Source organism: Clostridium sp. 1001271st1 H5, from assembly GCF_005845215.1.
GTDB lineage: Bacteria > Bacillota > Clostridia > Lachnospirales > Lachnospiraceae > Enterocloster.
Window position 1 is genome coordinate 74,047 of the sequence record NZ_SPHO01000009.1, and the last position, 15,936, is coordinate 89,982.

General features: G+C 53.2%; 13 protein-coding genes. 6 read left to right on the plus strand and 7 right to left on the minus strand.

From position 1 onward, the window contains the following. Positions 1–33 precede the first annotated feature (33 nt). On the minus strand, positions 34–1,056 hold the full coding sequence (locus FGS84_RS14985; RefSeq protein ID WP_138309353.1) for a LacI family DNA-binding transcriptional regulator: 1,023 nt from the start codon (positions 1,054–1,056) through the stop codon (positions 34–36). A 310-nt stretch (positions 1,057–1,366) separates the two neighbouring features. On the opposite strand from FGS84_RS14985, the gene FGS84_RS14990 reads away from it, so the two are divergent. The 3 genes from FGS84_RS14990 (at position 1,367) to malQ (ending at position 6,115) form a co-directional block, all read left to right on the plus strand. Next, positions 1,367–3,643, plus strand: coding sequence for a PTS transporter subunit IIBC (locus FGS84_RS14990; protein WP_138309354.1), 2,277 nt, complete (start codon positions 1,367–1,369; stop codon positions 3,641–3,643). Between the two features lie 65 nt (positions 3,644–3,708). Continuing rightward, on the plus strand, positions 3,709–4,581 hold the full coding sequence (locus FGS84_RS14995) for an endonuclease/exonuclease/phosphatase family protein (RefSeq protein ID WP_138309355.1): 873 nt from the start codon (positions 3,709–3,711) through the stop codon (positions 4,579–4,581). 34 nt (positions 4,582–4,615) lie between these two features. Next, positions 4,616–6,115 carry a 4-alpha-glucanotransferase gene (gene malQ / locus FGS84_RS15000; protein WP_138309356.1) on the plus strand — a complete coding sequence of 500 codons (1,500 nt, stop codon included), beginning with the start codon at positions 4,616–4,618 and terminating at the stop codon, positions 6,113–6,115. An 85-nt stretch (positions 6,116–6,200) separates the two neighbouring features. Here the strand turns inward: malQ and FGS84_RS15005 are convergent, their stop codons facing one another. The 6 genes from FGS84_RS15005 to dapF (FGS84_RS15030) all read right to left on the minus strand — a co-directional run bounded on the left by FGS84_RS15005 (position 6,201) and on the right by dapF (FGS84_RS15030) (position 12,497). Further along, positions 6,201–6,983: an N-acetylmuramoyl-L-alanine amidase gene (locus tag FGS84_RS15005; protein WP_138309357.1), complete on the minus strand. Its 783-nt coding sequence runs from the start codon at positions 6,981–6,983 to the stop codon at positions 6,201–6,203. 169 nt (positions 6,984–7,152) lie between these two features. After that, a complete protein-coding gene (locus FGS84_RS15010) occupies positions 7,153–8,373 on the minus strand; it encodes an LL-diaminopimelate aminotransferase (RefSeq protein WP_138309358.1) in 1,221 nt (406 codons plus the stop codon). Positions 8,374–8,572: 199 nt separating this feature from the next. Beyond that, on the minus strand, positions 8,573–9,403 hold the full coding sequence (gene dapF, locus FGS84_RS15015; RefSeq protein WP_138309359.1) for a diaminopimelate epimerase: 831 nt from the start codon (positions 9,401–9,403) through the stop codon (positions 8,573–8,575). Positions 9,404–9,484: 81 nt separating this feature from the next. After that, positions 9,485–10,033, minus strand: a complete 549-nt coding sequence (locus tag FGS84_RS15020) for an ANTAR domain-containing protein (RefSeq protein ID WP_138309360.1) — start codon at positions 10,031–10,033, stop codon at positions 9,485–9,487. A gap of 45 nt (positions 10,034–10,078) precedes the next feature. After that, on the minus strand, positions 10,079–11,416 hold the full coding sequence (glnA, locus tag FGS84_RS15025) for a type I glutamate--ammonia ligase (RefSeq protein WP_138309361.1): 1,338 nt from the start codon (positions 11,414–11,416) through the stop codon (positions 10,079–10,081). 220 nt (positions 11,417–11,636) lie between these two features. Further along, the gene (dapF, locus tag FGS84_RS15030; protein WP_138309362.1) at positions 11,637–12,497 is read right to left on the minus strand and encodes a diaminopimelate epimerase; all 861 of its coding nucleotides are present in this window, start codon (positions 12,495–12,497) and stop codon (positions 11,637–11,639) included. A 217-nt stretch (positions 12,498–12,714) separates the two neighbouring features. Here dapF (FGS84_RS15030) and FGS84_RS15035 point away from each other — a divergent pair, with 217 nt between their 5' ends. From FGS84_RS15035 to FGS84_RS15045, 3 genes are all read left to right on the plus strand, one after another. Then, positions 12,715–13,584, plus strand: a complete 870-nt coding sequence (locus FGS84_RS15035) for an AraC family transcriptional regulator (protein WP_138309363.1) — start codon at positions 12,715–12,717, stop codon at positions 13,582–13,584. A gap of 145 nt (positions 13,585–13,729) precedes the next feature. Continuing rightward, on the plus strand, positions 13,730–14,893 hold the full coding sequence (locus FGS84_RS15040; protein WP_138309364.1) for an ABC transporter substrate-binding protein: 1,164 nt from the start codon (positions 13,730–13,732) through the stop codon (positions 14,891–14,893). Between the two features lie 154 nt (positions 14,894–15,047). Then, positions 15,048–15,929: a branched-chain amino acid ABC transporter permease gene (locus FGS84_RS15045; protein ID WP_138309365.1), complete on the plus strand. Its 882-nt coding sequence runs from the start codon at positions 15,048–15,050 to the stop codon at positions 15,927–15,929. Positions 15,930–15,936 lie beyond the last annotated feature (7 nt).

The following is a 15,936-nucleotide window of genomic DNA, read 5'->3' on the forward strand; positions in this document are numbered from 1 at the left end:
ATTTTGCTTTTTATACCCGGATTTTTCATGCTGCTATTCTCTCCCTGCACAGCTGTCACGCTCCACCAGATGATGGGGAACTATGATTTTCGTGGCCACCAGCTCCGGGTTCTCCACATGGCTTATCATCTGGGCAGCTGCCTCGATTCCCAGCTGGCAGGCGTTTACATCCACGGATGTCAGGGGCGGAAATGTAAGCCTGGATAGCAGGGAGTTGTTAAAGGACAGGATGGATACATCTCCCGGAATGGAAAGTCCCAGGCCGATGCAGGTCTTCTCCAGAGCCACTGCCAGTATGTCGTCGCTGACCAGCACGGCCGTGGGTCTGTCCTCCTTTCCGAACAGGGAAGCCAGCGCCTGGTCCTGCTCCTCCGGCACAGAAGGAACCTCCACGCACAGCTCATTTTCAAAGGGTATCCCCCGTTCTGTCAGGGCCAGCATGTACCCCATTTTCCGGTCGTGGTTATATAGAAGGGAATGGTCCCCGGACAGACAGGCAATCCTTACATGGCCCAGATTCAGCAGGTACTCCGCTGCCTCTTTGCCGGCAAGCACATTGTCGTTGTCCACGTAAATGGTCTGGTTCACATTCCGGTATGCTTTTCCTATAAGCACATACAGCAGTCCCTCCTCATAGAGATAATCCAGGACCGGGTCCTGTTCTTTGGAATAGAGCACGATAAAGCCCTCTGCCAGGCCGGTTCTTGCCATGGTTTTTATGGCCTGAAGGACCTCTTCCTCATTCTGGCCTGTAATCACTGTATTGATATACTGCTTCTGGTTGCAATACTGGCTGATTCCCCGTATCATCTCCAGATAAAATGGATTCTGATACGCCTCCCGCTCCGACGGGGGCAGTATGATTCCGATGGTACGTGAATTCTGGGTGGCCAGACTGCTGGCCTGGAAATTCGGTTCATACCCCAGCTTTGCCATGGCCTGGCGGACCTTCTCCTTGGTCTGGCGGCTGATGGAGGGATGGTCCTTGCACGTACGGCTTACGGTCGATGGCGACACCCCCGCAAGGGCGGCCACGTCTTTGATTGTAACAGGCATACACAGCCTCCTTAAATATACATTTCATTTTCATGGACATGCAGATGTATATGAATCCATATACGCTCTTTCTTTATTGTAAGGTTTAATGCAACTTTTGTCAACTTATTTGCGCTTTATTTGCGCAATTCTTCCCTGCTCATTTGCACTGCTCCCTAAGAAAGTTGCACAAATACAACTGCCTGTTTTTGTCTAAAACGTAGAAAACATGGGTTTTCTAAAATATCTATTGCATTCTTCATGCAACCGGATTATATTTAATGCAAGCGGTTGCGCAAACAGTGCAACAATCAAATTCAGGAGGTTACATATGAACAAGAACACTGACGGCTGTATTGGAATCAGGATTCTCTCCCCCTTAACCGGAACAGCGGTCCCGCTGGAGGAAGTTCCGAACCCTGTATTCTCGCAGAAAATCATTGGAGACGGCATCGCCATCCTGCCCCAGGACGGCAATCTGGTCAGCCCCATTGACGGAGAGGTGGTTTCCGTGGCAGAAACCCTTCACGCCTATGGTCTCCGCTCCGAAGACGGCATAGAAATCATGGTCCACTTTGGCCTGGAGACAGTGGCCTTAAAGGGAGAATCCTTCCAGTGCTGCGTAAAGGCCGGAGATAAGGTAAAGGCCGGGGACCTTTTGGCAAAGGCTGATTTAAAGGCCCTTGCTGAAAAGCAGGTCAACACCATCACGCCTGTCCTTATCTGCGGAGGAATGGAAGGCCGTTCCATGAATGCCTTCACAGGTCCTGTAAAAGCCGGGACAGATGCCGTGATAACAATATTGGACCACTGTCCGCCCGACGGGGCAGGAGAACCCGGGATAACCGGTTCAGCACATACAGATAATGGCGTAAAAACAGACGCATCTTCCCATGCAGATGGCGGCGTAAAAACAGACGCAGCTTCCCATACAGATACCGCGGGCAGAAAAGCCGGAAAAGCAAAAAAATCCCTGATAAATTTCGATTTCCTCCAGAAGCTGGGCAAGGTGCTGATGACCGTCATTGCGGTCATGCCTGCAGCCGGACTGATGATTAGCGTAGGAAAGCTCATACAGATGGCCGGCGCAGACATGAACGCTGTCCTTACAATCGGAAGCACCATGGAAACCATAGGCTGGGCCGTAATCAACAACCTGCACATCCTGTTTGCTGTTGCCATCGGCGGTTCCTGGGCAAAGGAACGGGCCGACGGAGCATTTGCAGCCGTCATTGCCTTCATCCTCATCAATGTCATAACAGGCGCCCTCTTCGGCGTCAGCAGCGCTGACCTGAATGACCCTGCCGCCGTCACCCGCACCCTGTTGGGCCAGGAAATCCTGGTAAACGGCTATTTCACCTCGGTCCTGGGCGCTCCTGCGCTTAATATGGGCGTGTTTGTGGGAATCATATCAGGCTTTGCAGGCGGAGTTATTTACAATAAATATTATAATTACAGGAAGCTTCCGGATGCCCTGGCCTTCTTTAACGGCAAGCGCTTTGTACCCATGGTGGTCATCCTCTGGTCCGTTGTTATCTCTCTGGTGCTGGCCATTGTATGGCCGGTGGTCCAGACAGGCATCAACACCTTCGGCGTGTGGATTGCCAATTCCTCCTCCACCTCCCCTGTGCTGGCCCCCTTTATATACGGAACCCTGGAGAGGCTTCTTCTCCCCTTCGGCCTGCACCATATGCTGACCATACCTATGAACTATACCTCCTTCGGAGGCACCTACACCATTCTGACCGGCGTCAACGCAGGTTCCCAGGTCTTTGGCCAGGACCCGCTGTGGCTGGCCTGGGCCACAGACCTTATCAACCTTAAGGACGCCGGCGACATGGCCGGTTACCAGAGCCTGCTGGCCGCCATCACCCCGGCCCGCTTCAAGGTGGGACAGATGATTGGCGCCACCGGCCTGCTGCTGGGCATTGCCCTGGCCATGTACCGCCGTGTGGACCCGGATAAGCGCCGTAATTACCGTTCCATGTTTATCTCCACCGTGCTGGCCGTATTCCTTACAGGCGTCACAGAGCCTCTGGAATTCATGTTCATGTTCTGTGCGCTTCCGCTGTATCTGGTATACGCAGTCCTGCAGGGATGCGCATTTGCCATGGCCGGCATCATCCACCTCAGGCTCCATTCCTTCGGCAACCTGGAATTCCTGACCCGTGTGCCCATGTCCCTCCGCGCAGGACTCGGCGGTGACCTGATTAACTTCATTCTCTGTGTGGCTGTATTCTTTGCTGCGGGATATTTAATCGCCTACTTCATGATAGGAAGGTTCCATTTTGCCACCCCCGGCAGACTGGGCAACTATAACGATGACTCTGCCTCAGAGGACAGCCAGAACCAGACCGGCTCCAAAGCACCGGGCAGCGGCCAGGCGGAGCGCATTATCTCCCTCCTGGGAGGAAGGGACAACATTGTCCTGGCGGACGCCTGCATGACCCGTCTGCGCGTCACGGTGAAGGACGTGGACAAGGTAGCCGAACTGCCTGAATGGAAGGCGGAAGGCGCCATGGGACTGATTAAAAAGGACGGCGGCATCCAGGCCATCTACGGACCAAAAGCCGATGTGCTTAAATCCGATATCAATGATATACTGTAACAAGGGCGCTGCCATTGACCCGCAGCACCAGACTGCTGCTGCAAAAAACACCGGAGACAGATAATATGAAAATAATGACCCTTAACACACACAGCCTGGCGGAACCGGATTATGAATCCAAGCTCACCGCCTTTGCGGGTTCCCTTGTCCAAATCCAGCCGGATATCATAGCCCTCCAGGAGGTCAGCCAGTCCAGGAATGCTTCCCCGGCAGCCCCTGACCGGCTGCCGGACTGGGGCTATGTCCCCTGCAGCACAGGGGATATAGCCCAGGACTCCCCCTCCGGGCCCCGGACAGTCATCCGCGCAGACAACCACGCCTTTAACCTGGCGCTGCTCCTGGCCCAGTCCGGCCTTTCCTATGAATGGACCTGGGTTCCTGCCAAGATAGGATATGGAAAATATGACGAGGGCCTGGCTGTCCTCAGCCGCTCCCCCATACTTGGAACCCACCAGTTTTACATCACCGGCAGCCGGGATTATGGGAACTGGAAGACCCGGAAAATACTGGGCATCAGCACCCGTACAGAGCACGGAACCGAATATTTTTACAGTGTCCACGTGGGCTGGTGGAATGACAGCGAAGAACCCTTTGAGGGACAATGGAAACGCATCTGCAGCGGCCTGGCCCCCTTATCCGGGGAACAGGTGTGGCTCATGGGGGATTTTAATTCCCCGGCCCATGTGGCCGGTCAGGGACATGACCTGGTTCTGGCCTCAGGCTGGTTTGACAGCTATGACCTGGCTGCCTCCAGGGATGGGGGAATCACCGTGGAACATGCCATTGACGGCTGGCGGGAACATGGAGAAATATCCGGAATGCGCATCGACTACATCTGGACCAGCCGCAGGGTGCCGGTCATTTCCTCCCGGACCATATTTAACGGCGCATCCTATCCCATTGTATCAGACCATTTTGGAATCATCACAGAATATTAAACAGGGCAATGCCTGCTAAAAGGAGCATACAGACATGAAACGAGAAAGCGGAATCTTACTGTCCATCACCAGCCTTCCCTCCCCTTACGGTATCGGCTGCTTTTCAAAGGAGGCCTACGAATTCGTGGACCGGTTAAAGGAAGCCGGCCAGTCCTACTGGCAGATTCTTCCCCTGGGGCCCACCAGTTACGGCGATTCTCCCTACCAGTCCTTTTCCACCTTTGCAGGCAACCCCTATTTCATAAGCCTGGAGGACCTTATACAGGAGGGTGTTCTCACAGAGGAGGAATGCAGCCAGGCCGGCTTTGGAAGCAGTCCCGGATCCGTGGACTATGCAAAGGTATACGAAGAACGGTTTCCCCTGCTCCGAAAAGCCTATGAACGCAGCAGCATAAGCCTTGACCCCCAGTTCAGGAAATTCACGGAGGAAAACAGGTGGTGGCTGGAGGATTACTCCCTCTTCATGGCGGTGAAGGCCCGGTTTGGCGGGATTGCCTGGCCCCAGTGGGCACAGGACATCCGCCTGCGCTGGCAGAATGCCCTGGACTACTACCGCAGGGAGCTGTATTACGATATCGAATTCCACCAATATCTTCAGTTCAAATTCATCCAGCAGTGGAAAAAACTGAAATCCTATGCCAATGCCAAAGGAATCCGCATCATCGGGGACATTCCCATTTATGTGGCCATGGACAGCGCCGACACATGGGCCCATCCCGAACTCTTTGAGCTGGACCGTGACAATATACCCACCGCAGTTGCCGGCTGCCCTCCCGACGGCTTCTCCGCCACCGGGCAGCTCTGGGGCAATCCCCTGTACCGCTGGGATTACCACCGAAGCACCGGCTATGAGTGGTGGCTGTCCCGCCTGTCCTACTGTTACAAGCTGTACGATGTAGTAAGGATTGACCACTTCCGGGGATTTGACCAGTACTATTCCATCCCGGCCGGTTCTGACACAGCCATAGGAGGCCATTGGGAGCAGGGACCGGGAATCGGTTTCTTCCACACGGTGCGCAGCGCCCTGGGAGAAAAGGAAATCATTGCAGAGGACCTGGGTTATGTGACAGACTCTGTCAGACAGCTTGTGAGGGACAGCGGTTTCCCAGGCATGAAAGTGCTGGAATTTGCGTTTGATTCCAGGGATTCCGGCTGTGCCAGCGACTACCTTCCCCACAACTACCCGGAAAACTGCGTGGCCTACACAGGCACCCATGACAATGAAACCATCCGGGGATGGTACGCCTCCATCACGGCCCAGGAGCGGAAGCTGGCCAGGGACTACCTCTGTGACAGCTGCACCCCCGCAAACCGTCTGCATATGTCCTTTATCAGCCTGATTATGCGCAGCCAGGCCAGAATGTGCGTCATCCCTCTTCAGGATTACATGGGCCTGGACAATGACTGCCGCATCAACACTCCCTCCACGGTTGGCTCTAACTGGAAATGGCGCCTTCTTCCGGGACAGATGTCGGACCAGCTGGTAAAGACCATTGCCTCGGTTACACTGCGCTACGGGCGCTGGAACTGGTAACCGGCAGCTGCAGCCCGCAGCCGGAACACGCAAAAGTGCCCCGGGTCAAATCCTGAAACATTTGACCTGGGGCACTCTGCGTCAATCAATATATGGCCCGTTCCCTCACCAGCACAGTTGGATATCCCATGTTTCTCAGGTTTCTCTCCATCTGCACCGCATAATCCATATTGAGGAAAGCGCCGACCCTGACCTTATATAATCCGTCGTCATAAACCAGAAAAGCAGGGAGGCCGCCGGCCTGAAGCTCATTCACCAGCCGGTCCGCCGGCATTCTGGTGCGGAAGGCTCCTACCTGGACCTGATAATATTCAGGCCGCTGGGCTTCCTGCTGGCGTATGGTCTCCAATATACCGTCTGCTATGGCCTGGGCAATGGCATCAAAGTTCTCATCAAAAAACCGGTTGTCATCCGGATTGTCAATGAACCCCACCTCCACCAGCACGGCCGGCATCTCTGTTTTGCGCAGCACGATAAGACCGGGGCGCTCCTGTACTCCCAGGTCCCTGAATCCTGTTTCCACCAGATTGCGCTGGATATTATCCGCCAGCATGGCCGGCACCCCGGCGTCCTGGTACACCAGGGTCATTGCGCCGCTTGCCGTCCCCGGTACCGGAAATGCATTCCTATGGATGGATACAAAATAATCAGCCCCTGACTGGTTCGCTATCTGGGCCTTTTCAAGAGGCGTATCATATACATCCGTGGTTCTGGTGTATACCACATCCACCCCGTTATTTTCTAATATCTGTCCTATTGCAAGAGCCAGCCGCAGGGTATCGTCTTTTTCCCGGCGCCCGTCGTAAATAGCGCCCGGCTCTTCGCCGCCATGGCCGGCATCAATGATGACTCTCTTAACATCTGTCATACCAGATTCTCCTTCATATATGACTCTACATTATACCATATGTGAAAGTGAGACAAATGTTGACTGAACCTGGAACTAAATTTCGTCCATATAACTTCCTGCCTCCCTGCTCTCCTGCCCGGGGCATGTCCGCAGCATGCCTCCCACAGCCGCACGCCCTCCGGCGCTGTTACTGCCTTAGAGCCTTCATCCTTTTTACGGCCTCCGCCGTATTTTCATAGGTGCCAAAGGCCGTCAGGCGGAAATACCCCTGGCCGCTGGGCCCGAAACCGCTTCCGGGCGTTCCCACCACGCCGGCCTGCTCCAGAAGATAGTCAAAAAACTCCCAGCTGTCCATTCCGTCCTCCACCTTAAGCCAGATATAGGGGGAATTAATTCCGCCAAATACAGTATAGCCCGCCTCTTTTAACCCGTCATAAATAACCCTGGCGTTCCTCTTATAATACGCCACCTGCTCCATGACCTGCCGGCTGCCTTCCTCCGAATACACGGCTTCCCCGGCCCTCTGCTCGATGTAGGGGGCTCCGTTAAACTTGGTGCCGTGGCGTCTGGCCCAAAGCGAGTGAAGCATCACATCCCCGCATTTTATGTCCCTGGGAACCACAGTGAACCCCAGACGCACGCCTGTAAACCCGGCTTTTTTGGAAAAGGAACGGAATTCAACGGCGCAGGTCCTGGCACCCGGAATCTCAAATATGCTGTGAGGCACATCCTCCTCGGATATATATGCCTCGTAAGCAGCATCGTAGAGAATCACAGCCCCCGCCTTGTTTGCATAGTCCACCCACACCTTTAACTGGTCCCTGGTCAGCGTGGTTCCCGTGGGATTATTGGGTACGCACAGGTAAATCAGGTCCGGCGTCTCCTTCGGCAGCTCCGGAACAAAGTGGTTCTCCGCCGTGCAGGGCATATAAATCACATTGCTCCACATACCCGTGACAGGGTCGTAGCTGCCGGTACGGCCCGCCATGACATTGGAATCCACATACACAGGATATACCGGGTCGCACACCGCGATGCGGCTGTCCTCACTGAATATCTCCTGGATATTTCCGCAGTCGCTTTTGGCGCCGTCCGATACGAATATCTCGTCCGCCTCCACATGGCATCCCCATGACTTGTAGTCCTTTTCCACAATGGCCTCCCGCAGGAAGGCATAGCCCAAATCCGGGGCATATCCGTGAAATGTTTCAGCACGTCCCATCTCATCCGCAGCCCTGTGGACAGCCTCCACAATGGCCGGTGCAATGGGAAGGGTCACATCCCCGATTCCCAGCCGTATAACCTGCTTGTCCGGGTTGGCCTGTTCATATGCAGCCACCTTTTTCGCAATGGCTGAAAAGAGATAGCTGCCCGGCAGCTTCAAATAATTTTCATTGATTTTAAACATATCTGTGTCCTCCAACAAATGAAAACACTCCCAAAAACCGGATACGCCTTTGCCGCAGCAGGACAGACGCCATGTTTTTCCATGTCCGCCCCCTATTGCAAAAAGGTGTACCAGGACACACGCCGTCGTGCGTCTGGTTCCTGAGAGTGTATATTGATAATTCTTCGCTTTAAAGTACTAACTGGTGAAATTCACCTTATCAATCATAATATATTTCTTCTGGTATGTCAATAGTGCCCCTGAACACCTCCACGGCAGGCCCTGTCATAAACAGATGGCCCGATTCCCTGTCATACCGGATTACCAGCTTTCCCCCGCGGAGGGCCACCTCCGCCTCATCATCCGTATATCCCATAAGGATGGAAGCCATAACGCTGGCCGTGGCCCCTGTGCCGCAGGCCCAGGTTTCGCCGCTGCCCCTTTCCCATACCCGCATCTTCAGGTGTTTCCGGTCCACCACATGGATGAACTCCGTATTGACCCGTTCAGGCGCAAACCGTGCATGGTTCTCAAAAGCCGGACCAATCCGTTCCAAATCCAGGCTGTCCACCTCATCCACATAATAGATTGCATGGGGATTTCCCACGCTGATGCCCACAAACCGGTATTCCTTACCATCTACCGTGATATCCTCCGGCAGCCGGGATGTGAGGACCCCTTCCCCCATGTCCACGGTTATGGACACTGCCCTGCCATTCTCTGTCTCCAGCTCCAGCGTCTTAATTCCCGCCAGTGTCTCCACCGTAATGGTTTTCTTATCCTTATCCACCAGACCGTGGTCATAGACGTATTTGCCCACGCAGCGCACGCCGTTGCCGCACATAATTCCCTGGGAGCCGTCCGCATTGTACATCTCCATCCTGCAGTCAGCTGCCTGGGAGGGACATATGAGAATCAGTCCGTCCGACCCGATTCCAAAATGGCGGTCGCTGACGTAAACCGCTGTCTTTGCCGGTTCCCTTACCGGCTCCTTAAAGCAGTCCACATACACATAATCATTCCCTGTTCCCTGCATTTTTGTAAATTCCATATCCGTCTCCATTCTGCTTTATCCATAGATATTCTCTTATCCATCCTGTCACGTCCGCCGGTATCTCCTCTGACGCCCCAATTACACGTGTATCAGGCTGATAACCATCTGGGCTGTCTCCACCAGATTGGTGCCGCTGTCCATACTGCATTTCTGTATATATCTGTGAGCCTCGGACTCTGTCATATTGTTCCGCTCCATCAGCAGTGTCTTTGCCTCTGTTATGATGTCCTGCTCCTCCTTGCTGCGCTCCCTGGGCCTGCTCCTTCTCTTCCTGCGGATTCTCTCCTGGGCCTGCACCATCATCTCCAGGGTATTCAGAAGGTCGTGGACCTTAAGGGGCATGGGCAGGCAGATAACCCGGTCCGGGGTCTGTCCGCCCCACCTGGCAGGCGATGAAATCAACAGCAAATCAAAATCCCCCGGCAGACACTGGCGCAGCTCGTCATACATCATGTCCTCAAACCGGTAACCGCCTACCACGATTCCGCCGTTCAGGCTGTCTGCGGCCGACAGGACCTGACCTCCCGAGGTGCAGACTGCGACTACCTGGAATCCGTTTCGGACCAGTATGCTCTTTATGTTCTTCCCGTCCTCCGGTTTGGAGAACGCTACGATGATGTTAGTCACATGTCCCACCTCCAGGCAGCACCTTATTCACAACCGCCGGCGCCATCAATATTTATACAGATACTGGCTTACTTCCCAATCCGTGACCTGAGCCCGGAAATCCCTCCATTCCTGCTCCTTGGCCTCCAGATACTTGGTGTAAATGTGCTCTCCAAGCACCTCCTTCATGAAGGCATCCCCGCTGTACGCCTCAATGGCGTCACCCAGGGTTTCCGGAATCCGCTCCACATTCCTTCCCCTCAGCTCCTCCGGTTCCATGGTAAACATATTTCCCTCCACACAGGCGGGAAGCCCTGTTTTCTTCTCAATCCCGTCCAGACCGGCTGACAGGCAGGCTGCCAGCGCCAGATACGGGTTCATGGCAGAATCCGGGCATCGCAGTTCAATCCGCGTGCTCTCCCCCCTGGGGGACGGTATGCGTATCAGGGAGCTGCGGTTGGAGGTCGGGGACCAGGCAATATAAATCGGCGCGTCGAATCCGGGAATCAGCCTCTTGTAGGAATTCACAAGGGGATTGGTAAGGATGGTCATGGCCTTCATGTGCTGAAGAATGCCTGCCATAAAATAGTAGGCGTCCCGGCTCAGTCTCAACCCATCCTGGTCGTCTGCAAACAGGTTTCTGCCCTCCTTGTCTGACAGGGACATATTGATATGCATGCCGGACCCATTCATCCCCTCCCTGGGCTTCGGCATGAAGGTGGCGTGAAGCCCGTGGCGCTTTGCTATGGTCTTGGCAGCCATCTTAAAGGTCATGATATTGTCCGCAGCCCTAAGCGCATCCGTATACTGGAAGTCAATCTCATGCTGGGCAGGGGCAATCTCATGATGGCTGGCCTCCACCTCAAAGCCCATCTCCTCCAGGTTCAGCACAATGTCCCTGCGCACATTTTCCGCCAGGTCAATGGGGGACACGTCAAAATATCCCGCCATCTCATGTGTGCTGGTGGTTGGCCGTCCCTCCTCGTCCGTATGAAAAAGGAAGAATTCGCATTCCGGCCCAACATTGAGCACATATCCCATGTCCTCGGCCCGTTTCACAGCCCTCTTAAGCACATACCTTGGGTCGCCGGAAAAAGGGGTCCCGTCCGGGTTATACACGTCGCAGATAAACCTGGCCACCTTTCCCTGCTGGGGTCTCCAGGGAAACACCTCAAAAGTATCCAGGTCCGGATACAGGTACATGTCGGACTCGTCAATCCTCACAAACCCTTCAATGGCAGAGCCGTCAAACATGCAGCGGTTATCCAATGCCTTTTCAAGCTGGCTGGAGGTGATGGCCACATTCTTAAGCATTCCGAAGATATCCGTGAACTGGAGGCGGATAAACTCCACATCCTCCTCTTCCACCATACGCATGATGTCCTGTTTACTGTATTTGCTCATATTAGTCTCCTTCTCTTGCAAACTGTGATACCGTCAAACACATAGAGGCGGGAACCTTTTTACCATGCTCCCGCCTCCTGCAAAATCACCGGGCAGGGACAGGGCATCCCTTAAGACGCCCTCGTCTGCCTTCCCTTACCCCTGTTTTTTGATATAAAAAATATATCAGCAGAAAAATCATTTGTCAATGAAATTTCTCTGTTTTTTATTTTTTCTGATATCACTTTAACGCGCGAAGCTGCTCTGTGAAATGGCTTCCCAGTTTAATGGTGCCCACATACCCCACATCGCCGGTCATGTGGACCACACCCTCCTGGTCAATCTCCAGCTCCAGGATGCCGCCCGGCATCTGAACAAACATCTTGGGGTCCGTAAGCCCCAGGCGGTAGGCTGCAGCTGCAGCTGCACAGCAGCCGCTGCCTGATGCAAGGGTATAGCCGGCTCCCCTCTCATACACTTCGGTCTGGATATGGGTCCGGTCCAGCACCTTCATAATCTGGGTGTTGATTTTCTCAGGGAACTGCCTGGCGCTCTCAGAATACCGTCCAATCCTGCACACTAAATCCTTTGAAATCTCATCCATAAGGATAACGCAGTGGGGATTGCCGATGGACAGGCAGGTCACGGGATAGGGAATCCGGCCAAATACCATGGTCTCATTGATGATTTCCCTGCGCGGCCCCTCCACCGGCACATCGTCGCTCCAGAAGGATACCTTTCCCATGGACGCCTTTAACCGGGTGCCCTCCTCGTTGAGATAATGGATGGACGCCTCGCCGCCCTGGGAGAAAATGGTAAAGTCCTTTTTCTGTACATATCCTGCGTCCTTTAAATATTTTGCAAAAATGCGGACGCCGTTTCCGCTCTTTTGCGCAACACTGCCGTCCGGGTTCCATACCACCATGGAAATCTGCTCCCCATCCAGAATGGGTCCCTCCAAAATACCGTCGGCGCCAACGCCGAAATTGCGGTTGCACATAAGCTGTACATTGGAAGGGGTCAGCTTCAGTTTATTTTTATTGGGGTCATATACCAGATAATCATTTCCCAGTCCATGATATTTTTCTACTACGATTCTCATATAGATATCCTCCATATCTGCTGTCTGATTAAACAGCCCTGCTCCTGGCTGCGCAGCATAAGCTATAGTCACCTTTATCATTATTTTAACAAGCATTTTTTGATAAAAATATAGATATATTGCTATTATATATTGCAAATAATGCTCTATTTATAATATACTGCAATCATCACCCCGGTACACACCCAAATAGATGAACGAAGGAGGTAACGGTTCCATGCCCATTACAGATGATGCGCCTGCCTTTGAACGCCAGGGATTCCTGAAGGAGGACTTCAGGCTGTTCCATTTAAAGGATAAGGTTAGTCCCAGCTATGAATTCCACTATCACGATTTTCTGAAAATAATGGTGCTTCTGGAGGGAAAGGTAAACTATGTCATAGAAGGACGCTCCTATACCCTCCATCCCTTTGATATCGTACTGGTAGGCCGCGGACAGATTCACCGCCCCGAGGTGGACCCGGGGCAGCCCTATGAACGGCAGATACTATACCTGTCCCAGGATTTCCTGGACCGCTGCAGGGACGGCAGGGATTCCCTGGACCAGTGTTTTGCCACGGCTGCCTACCGTCATTCCAATGTACTGCGGCTGAAGGAGGATGTCCGGATAAATATGCTCTCCCTGCTAAAGCGGTTGGAGCGCTCCCAGAACTGGCAGCAGGAAGAATTTGCAGGAACCCTTATGAGCCGCCTTTTGTGTTTGGAATTTCTGGTGGGACTGAACAGGGCCTCCATGGACGACAAGGCCCAGTACCTTCCCACCGGTGTCTTAAACTACCGGGTCTCCGGCCTTATATCCTATATTAATGAACATCTGGACGAGGACCTGAGCATCGGGACCCTGTCCTCCTTAAGCTGCATCAGCCCCTACCATATGATGCGTATTTTCAAAGAAGAAACCGGCTGCACCATAGGAAAATACATCACCGAAAAACGCCTGCTCTACGCCAGGGACCTGCTCAGTGAAGGGTTTAATGCCACGGATGCCTGCTTCCGTTCCGGCTTCAGCCATTATTCCACCTTTCTCCGGGCCTATAAAAATCACTTTCACCAGCTTCCCAAACGGAATCCAGGCGCTAAAATATAAAGTATTTCTCAAAATTTCTTGAATTTTTTCTGATTTCTGTTATAATATACTCATTGTTTTCCTATTGAGGACAGTTGTCTTTGCAGCGTGAACACGCCAAATAAACTGGACCGGGATAAATTCAATGAAACAGGAGGAATGTATTATGAGAATCAGAAAAGTATTAGCAGTGACCATGGCAGCATGTCTGGCCATCGGCGCCCTGGCAGGGTGCGGCAGCAAAAAATCCGAGGAGAAAGTCATCAAAATCGGCGTATTCGAGCCAACCACCGGTGAGAACGGAGGCGGCGGCTTCCAGGAAGTGCTGGGTATCCGCTACGCCAACCAGATACACCCCACAGTCAACATAGGCGGCGAGGAATATTCCGTCAAACTGGTGGAGGTAGATAACAAATCCGACAAGACCGAAGCTGTCAATGCAGCACAGAAGCTGGTAAGCGAGAAGGTCAGCGTGGTGCTGGGCAGCTATGGTTCCGGTGTGTCCATTGCCGCCGGACAGATTTTTGCGGACGCCAAAATTCCGGCCATTGGCTGTTCCTGTACCAATCCGCAGGTAACAGAGGGCAATGATTACTATTTCCGCGTATGCTTCATCGACCCGTTCCAGGGCACGGTCATGGCTAACTATGCATACCAGAACGGCGCCAAGAGTGCTGCTGTCATCACCCAGTTAGGAGATGACTACTCCTCAGGACTCGGCTCCTTCTTTAAGGAAGCCTTTGCCAAGTTAGGCGGCGACATTGTCAGCGAGGAGCAGTTCCAGACAAACCAGACTGATTTCAAGGCCATCCTGACCAACATAAAGGCAGCCAACCCTGACATCATCTTTGCCCCGTCCTCCATCACCACTGCCCCGTTAATCATCAAGCAGGCCAGGGAGCTGGGAATCACGGCCACCATTGCTGCCGGCGATACATGGGAGAACTCCACCATCATTGAAAATGCAGGGGCTGACTCTGAGGGCGTAGTGCTCTCCACCTTCTTTGACGAGGCTGAACCGGCCAACGACGAGGCTGCTGCCTTCATTAAGGGCTTCAAGGAATACCTTGTTAAGGAAAAACAGGAAGACATTATCCCGGCTGTCTCCGCACTGGGCTACGATTCCTACCTGGCTGCCATCAAGGCCATTGAGGATGCAGGCTCCACCGACACCACTGCCATCCGCGACGCACTGAAGAACGTAGAGATTGACGGTGTAACAGGAAACATCACCTTTAACGAGACAGGCGATGCCAACAAGGATATTGCATTCATCAAGACCATTAAGGACGGCAAGTTCCAGTTCCTGACCACTACCACCGTGGAATAAGGTATCTGACTAATTACATATGGATACAGGGCTGCAGGCGGCATCCGCTGCTGCCTTCGGTCTTAACCAGCCTTGGACGTTCCAGGGCTGGTTGTATGTTTCAACGGATTTCTGGATACGGACCCAACTATAAAAACACAGGAGGCAGACTCATATGAGTTTAACAACATTTCTTCAGCAATGCCTGACCGGCATCTCCCTTGGCGGGGCCTATGCGCTCATTGCCATTGGCTACACACTGGTCTACGGCATCCTCCGCCTCATCAATTTCGCTCACGGCGATATCTTCATGATGGCCGGATACTTTATGATATTTGCCATGGCAAGCCTGCCCTGGTTCATTGCCATTCCCGTCACCCTGATTGTGACCATTCTTCTGGGCGTCACCATAGAGCGGGTGGCCTACCGCCCCTTGCGCTCCGCACCCAGAATGTCTGTCATGATTTCAGCCATCGGCGTTTCCTACCTTTTGCAGAATCTGGCCACTTACCTCTTTACCGCCCTGCCAAAAGGTTACCCGGAGATTCCTTTCTTAAAGAAAATCTTCCGTATAGGCGGACTGTCCGCCTCCTTTGTCACCTTCCTTACCCCTGTCCTGACCCTGGTGTTAGTCTACCTTCTCATCGCGCTGATTAACCATACCAAGATAGGCATGGCCATGAGGGCGGTTTCCAAGGATTACGAAACAGCTTCCCTTATGGGTATTAAAATCAATAAAACCATTACCTTTACCTTTGCAGTTGGTTCTTTGCTGGCCGGCATTGGCTCTATCCTGTATTTTACGGACCGTATGACCGTATTTCCCTTCTCCGGCGCCCTTCCCGGACTTAAATGCTTTGTTGCCGCCGTGTTCGGCGGAATCGGCAGCATTCCCGGAGCCGTCATCGGAGGCTTTATCCTGGGACTGGGAGAGACAGCCCTGGTGGCCATGGGACAGTCCACCTTCAGCGATGCGTTTACATTTATCCTGTTGATTGTCATGCTTCTCATCCGTCCCACAGGACTCTTTGGTGAGAAGACGACCGATAAAGTGTGAGGTGGCG

What these genes read in the sequence shown, in the direction of transcription:
- FGS84_RS14985 (WP_138309353.1), bottom strand. Translation starts at nt 1,056, where the DNA reads ATGCCTGTTACAATCAAAGACGTGGCCGCCCTTGCGGGGGTGTCGCCA.
- FGS84_RS14990 (WP_138309354.1), top strand. Translation starts at nt 1,367, where the DNA reads ATGAACAAGAACACTGACGGCTGTATTGGAATCAGGATTCTCTCCCCC.
- FGS84_RS15005 (WP_138309357.1), bottom strand. Translation starts at nt 6,983, where the DNA reads ATGACAGATGTTAAGAGAGTCATCATTGATGCCGGCCATGGCGGCGAA.
- FGS84_RS15045 (WP_138309365.1), top strand. Translation starts at nt 15,048, where the DNA reads ATGAGTTTAACAACATTTCTTCAGCAATGCCTGACCGGCATCTCCCTT.
- dapF (WP_138309359.1), bottom strand. Translation starts at nt 9,403, where the DNA reads ATGGAATTTACAAAAATGCAGGGAACAGGGAATGATTATGTGTATGTG.
- FGS84_RS15010 (WP_138309358.1), bottom strand. Translation starts at nt 8,373, where the DNA reads ATGTTTAAAATCAATGAAAATTATTTGAAGCTGCCGGGCAGCTATCTC.
- FGS84_RS15040 (WP_138309364.1), top strand. Translation starts at nt 13,730, where the DNA reads ATGAGAATCAGAAAAGTATTAGCAGTGACCATGGCAGCATGTCTGGCC.
- FGS84_RS15035 (WP_138309363.1), top strand. Translation starts at nt 12,715, where the DNA reads ATGCCCATTACAGATGATGCGCCTGCCTTTGAACGCCAGGGATTCCTG.
- FGS84_RS14995 (WP_138309355.1), top strand. Translation starts at nt 3,709, where the DNA reads ATGAAAATAATGACCCTTAACACACACAGCCTGGCGGAACCGGATTAT.
- dapF (WP_138309362.1), bottom strand. Translation starts at nt 12,497, where the DNA reads ATGAGAATCGTAGTAGAAAAATATCATGGACTGGGAAATGATTATCTG.
- malQ (WP_138309356.1), top strand. Translation starts at nt 4,616, where the DNA reads ATGAAACGAGAAAGCGGAATCTTACTGTCCATCACCAGCCTTCCCTCC.
- glnA (WP_138309361.1), bottom strand. Translation starts at nt 11,416, where the DNA reads ATGAGCAAATACAGTAAACAGGACATCATGCGTATGGTGGAAGAGGAG.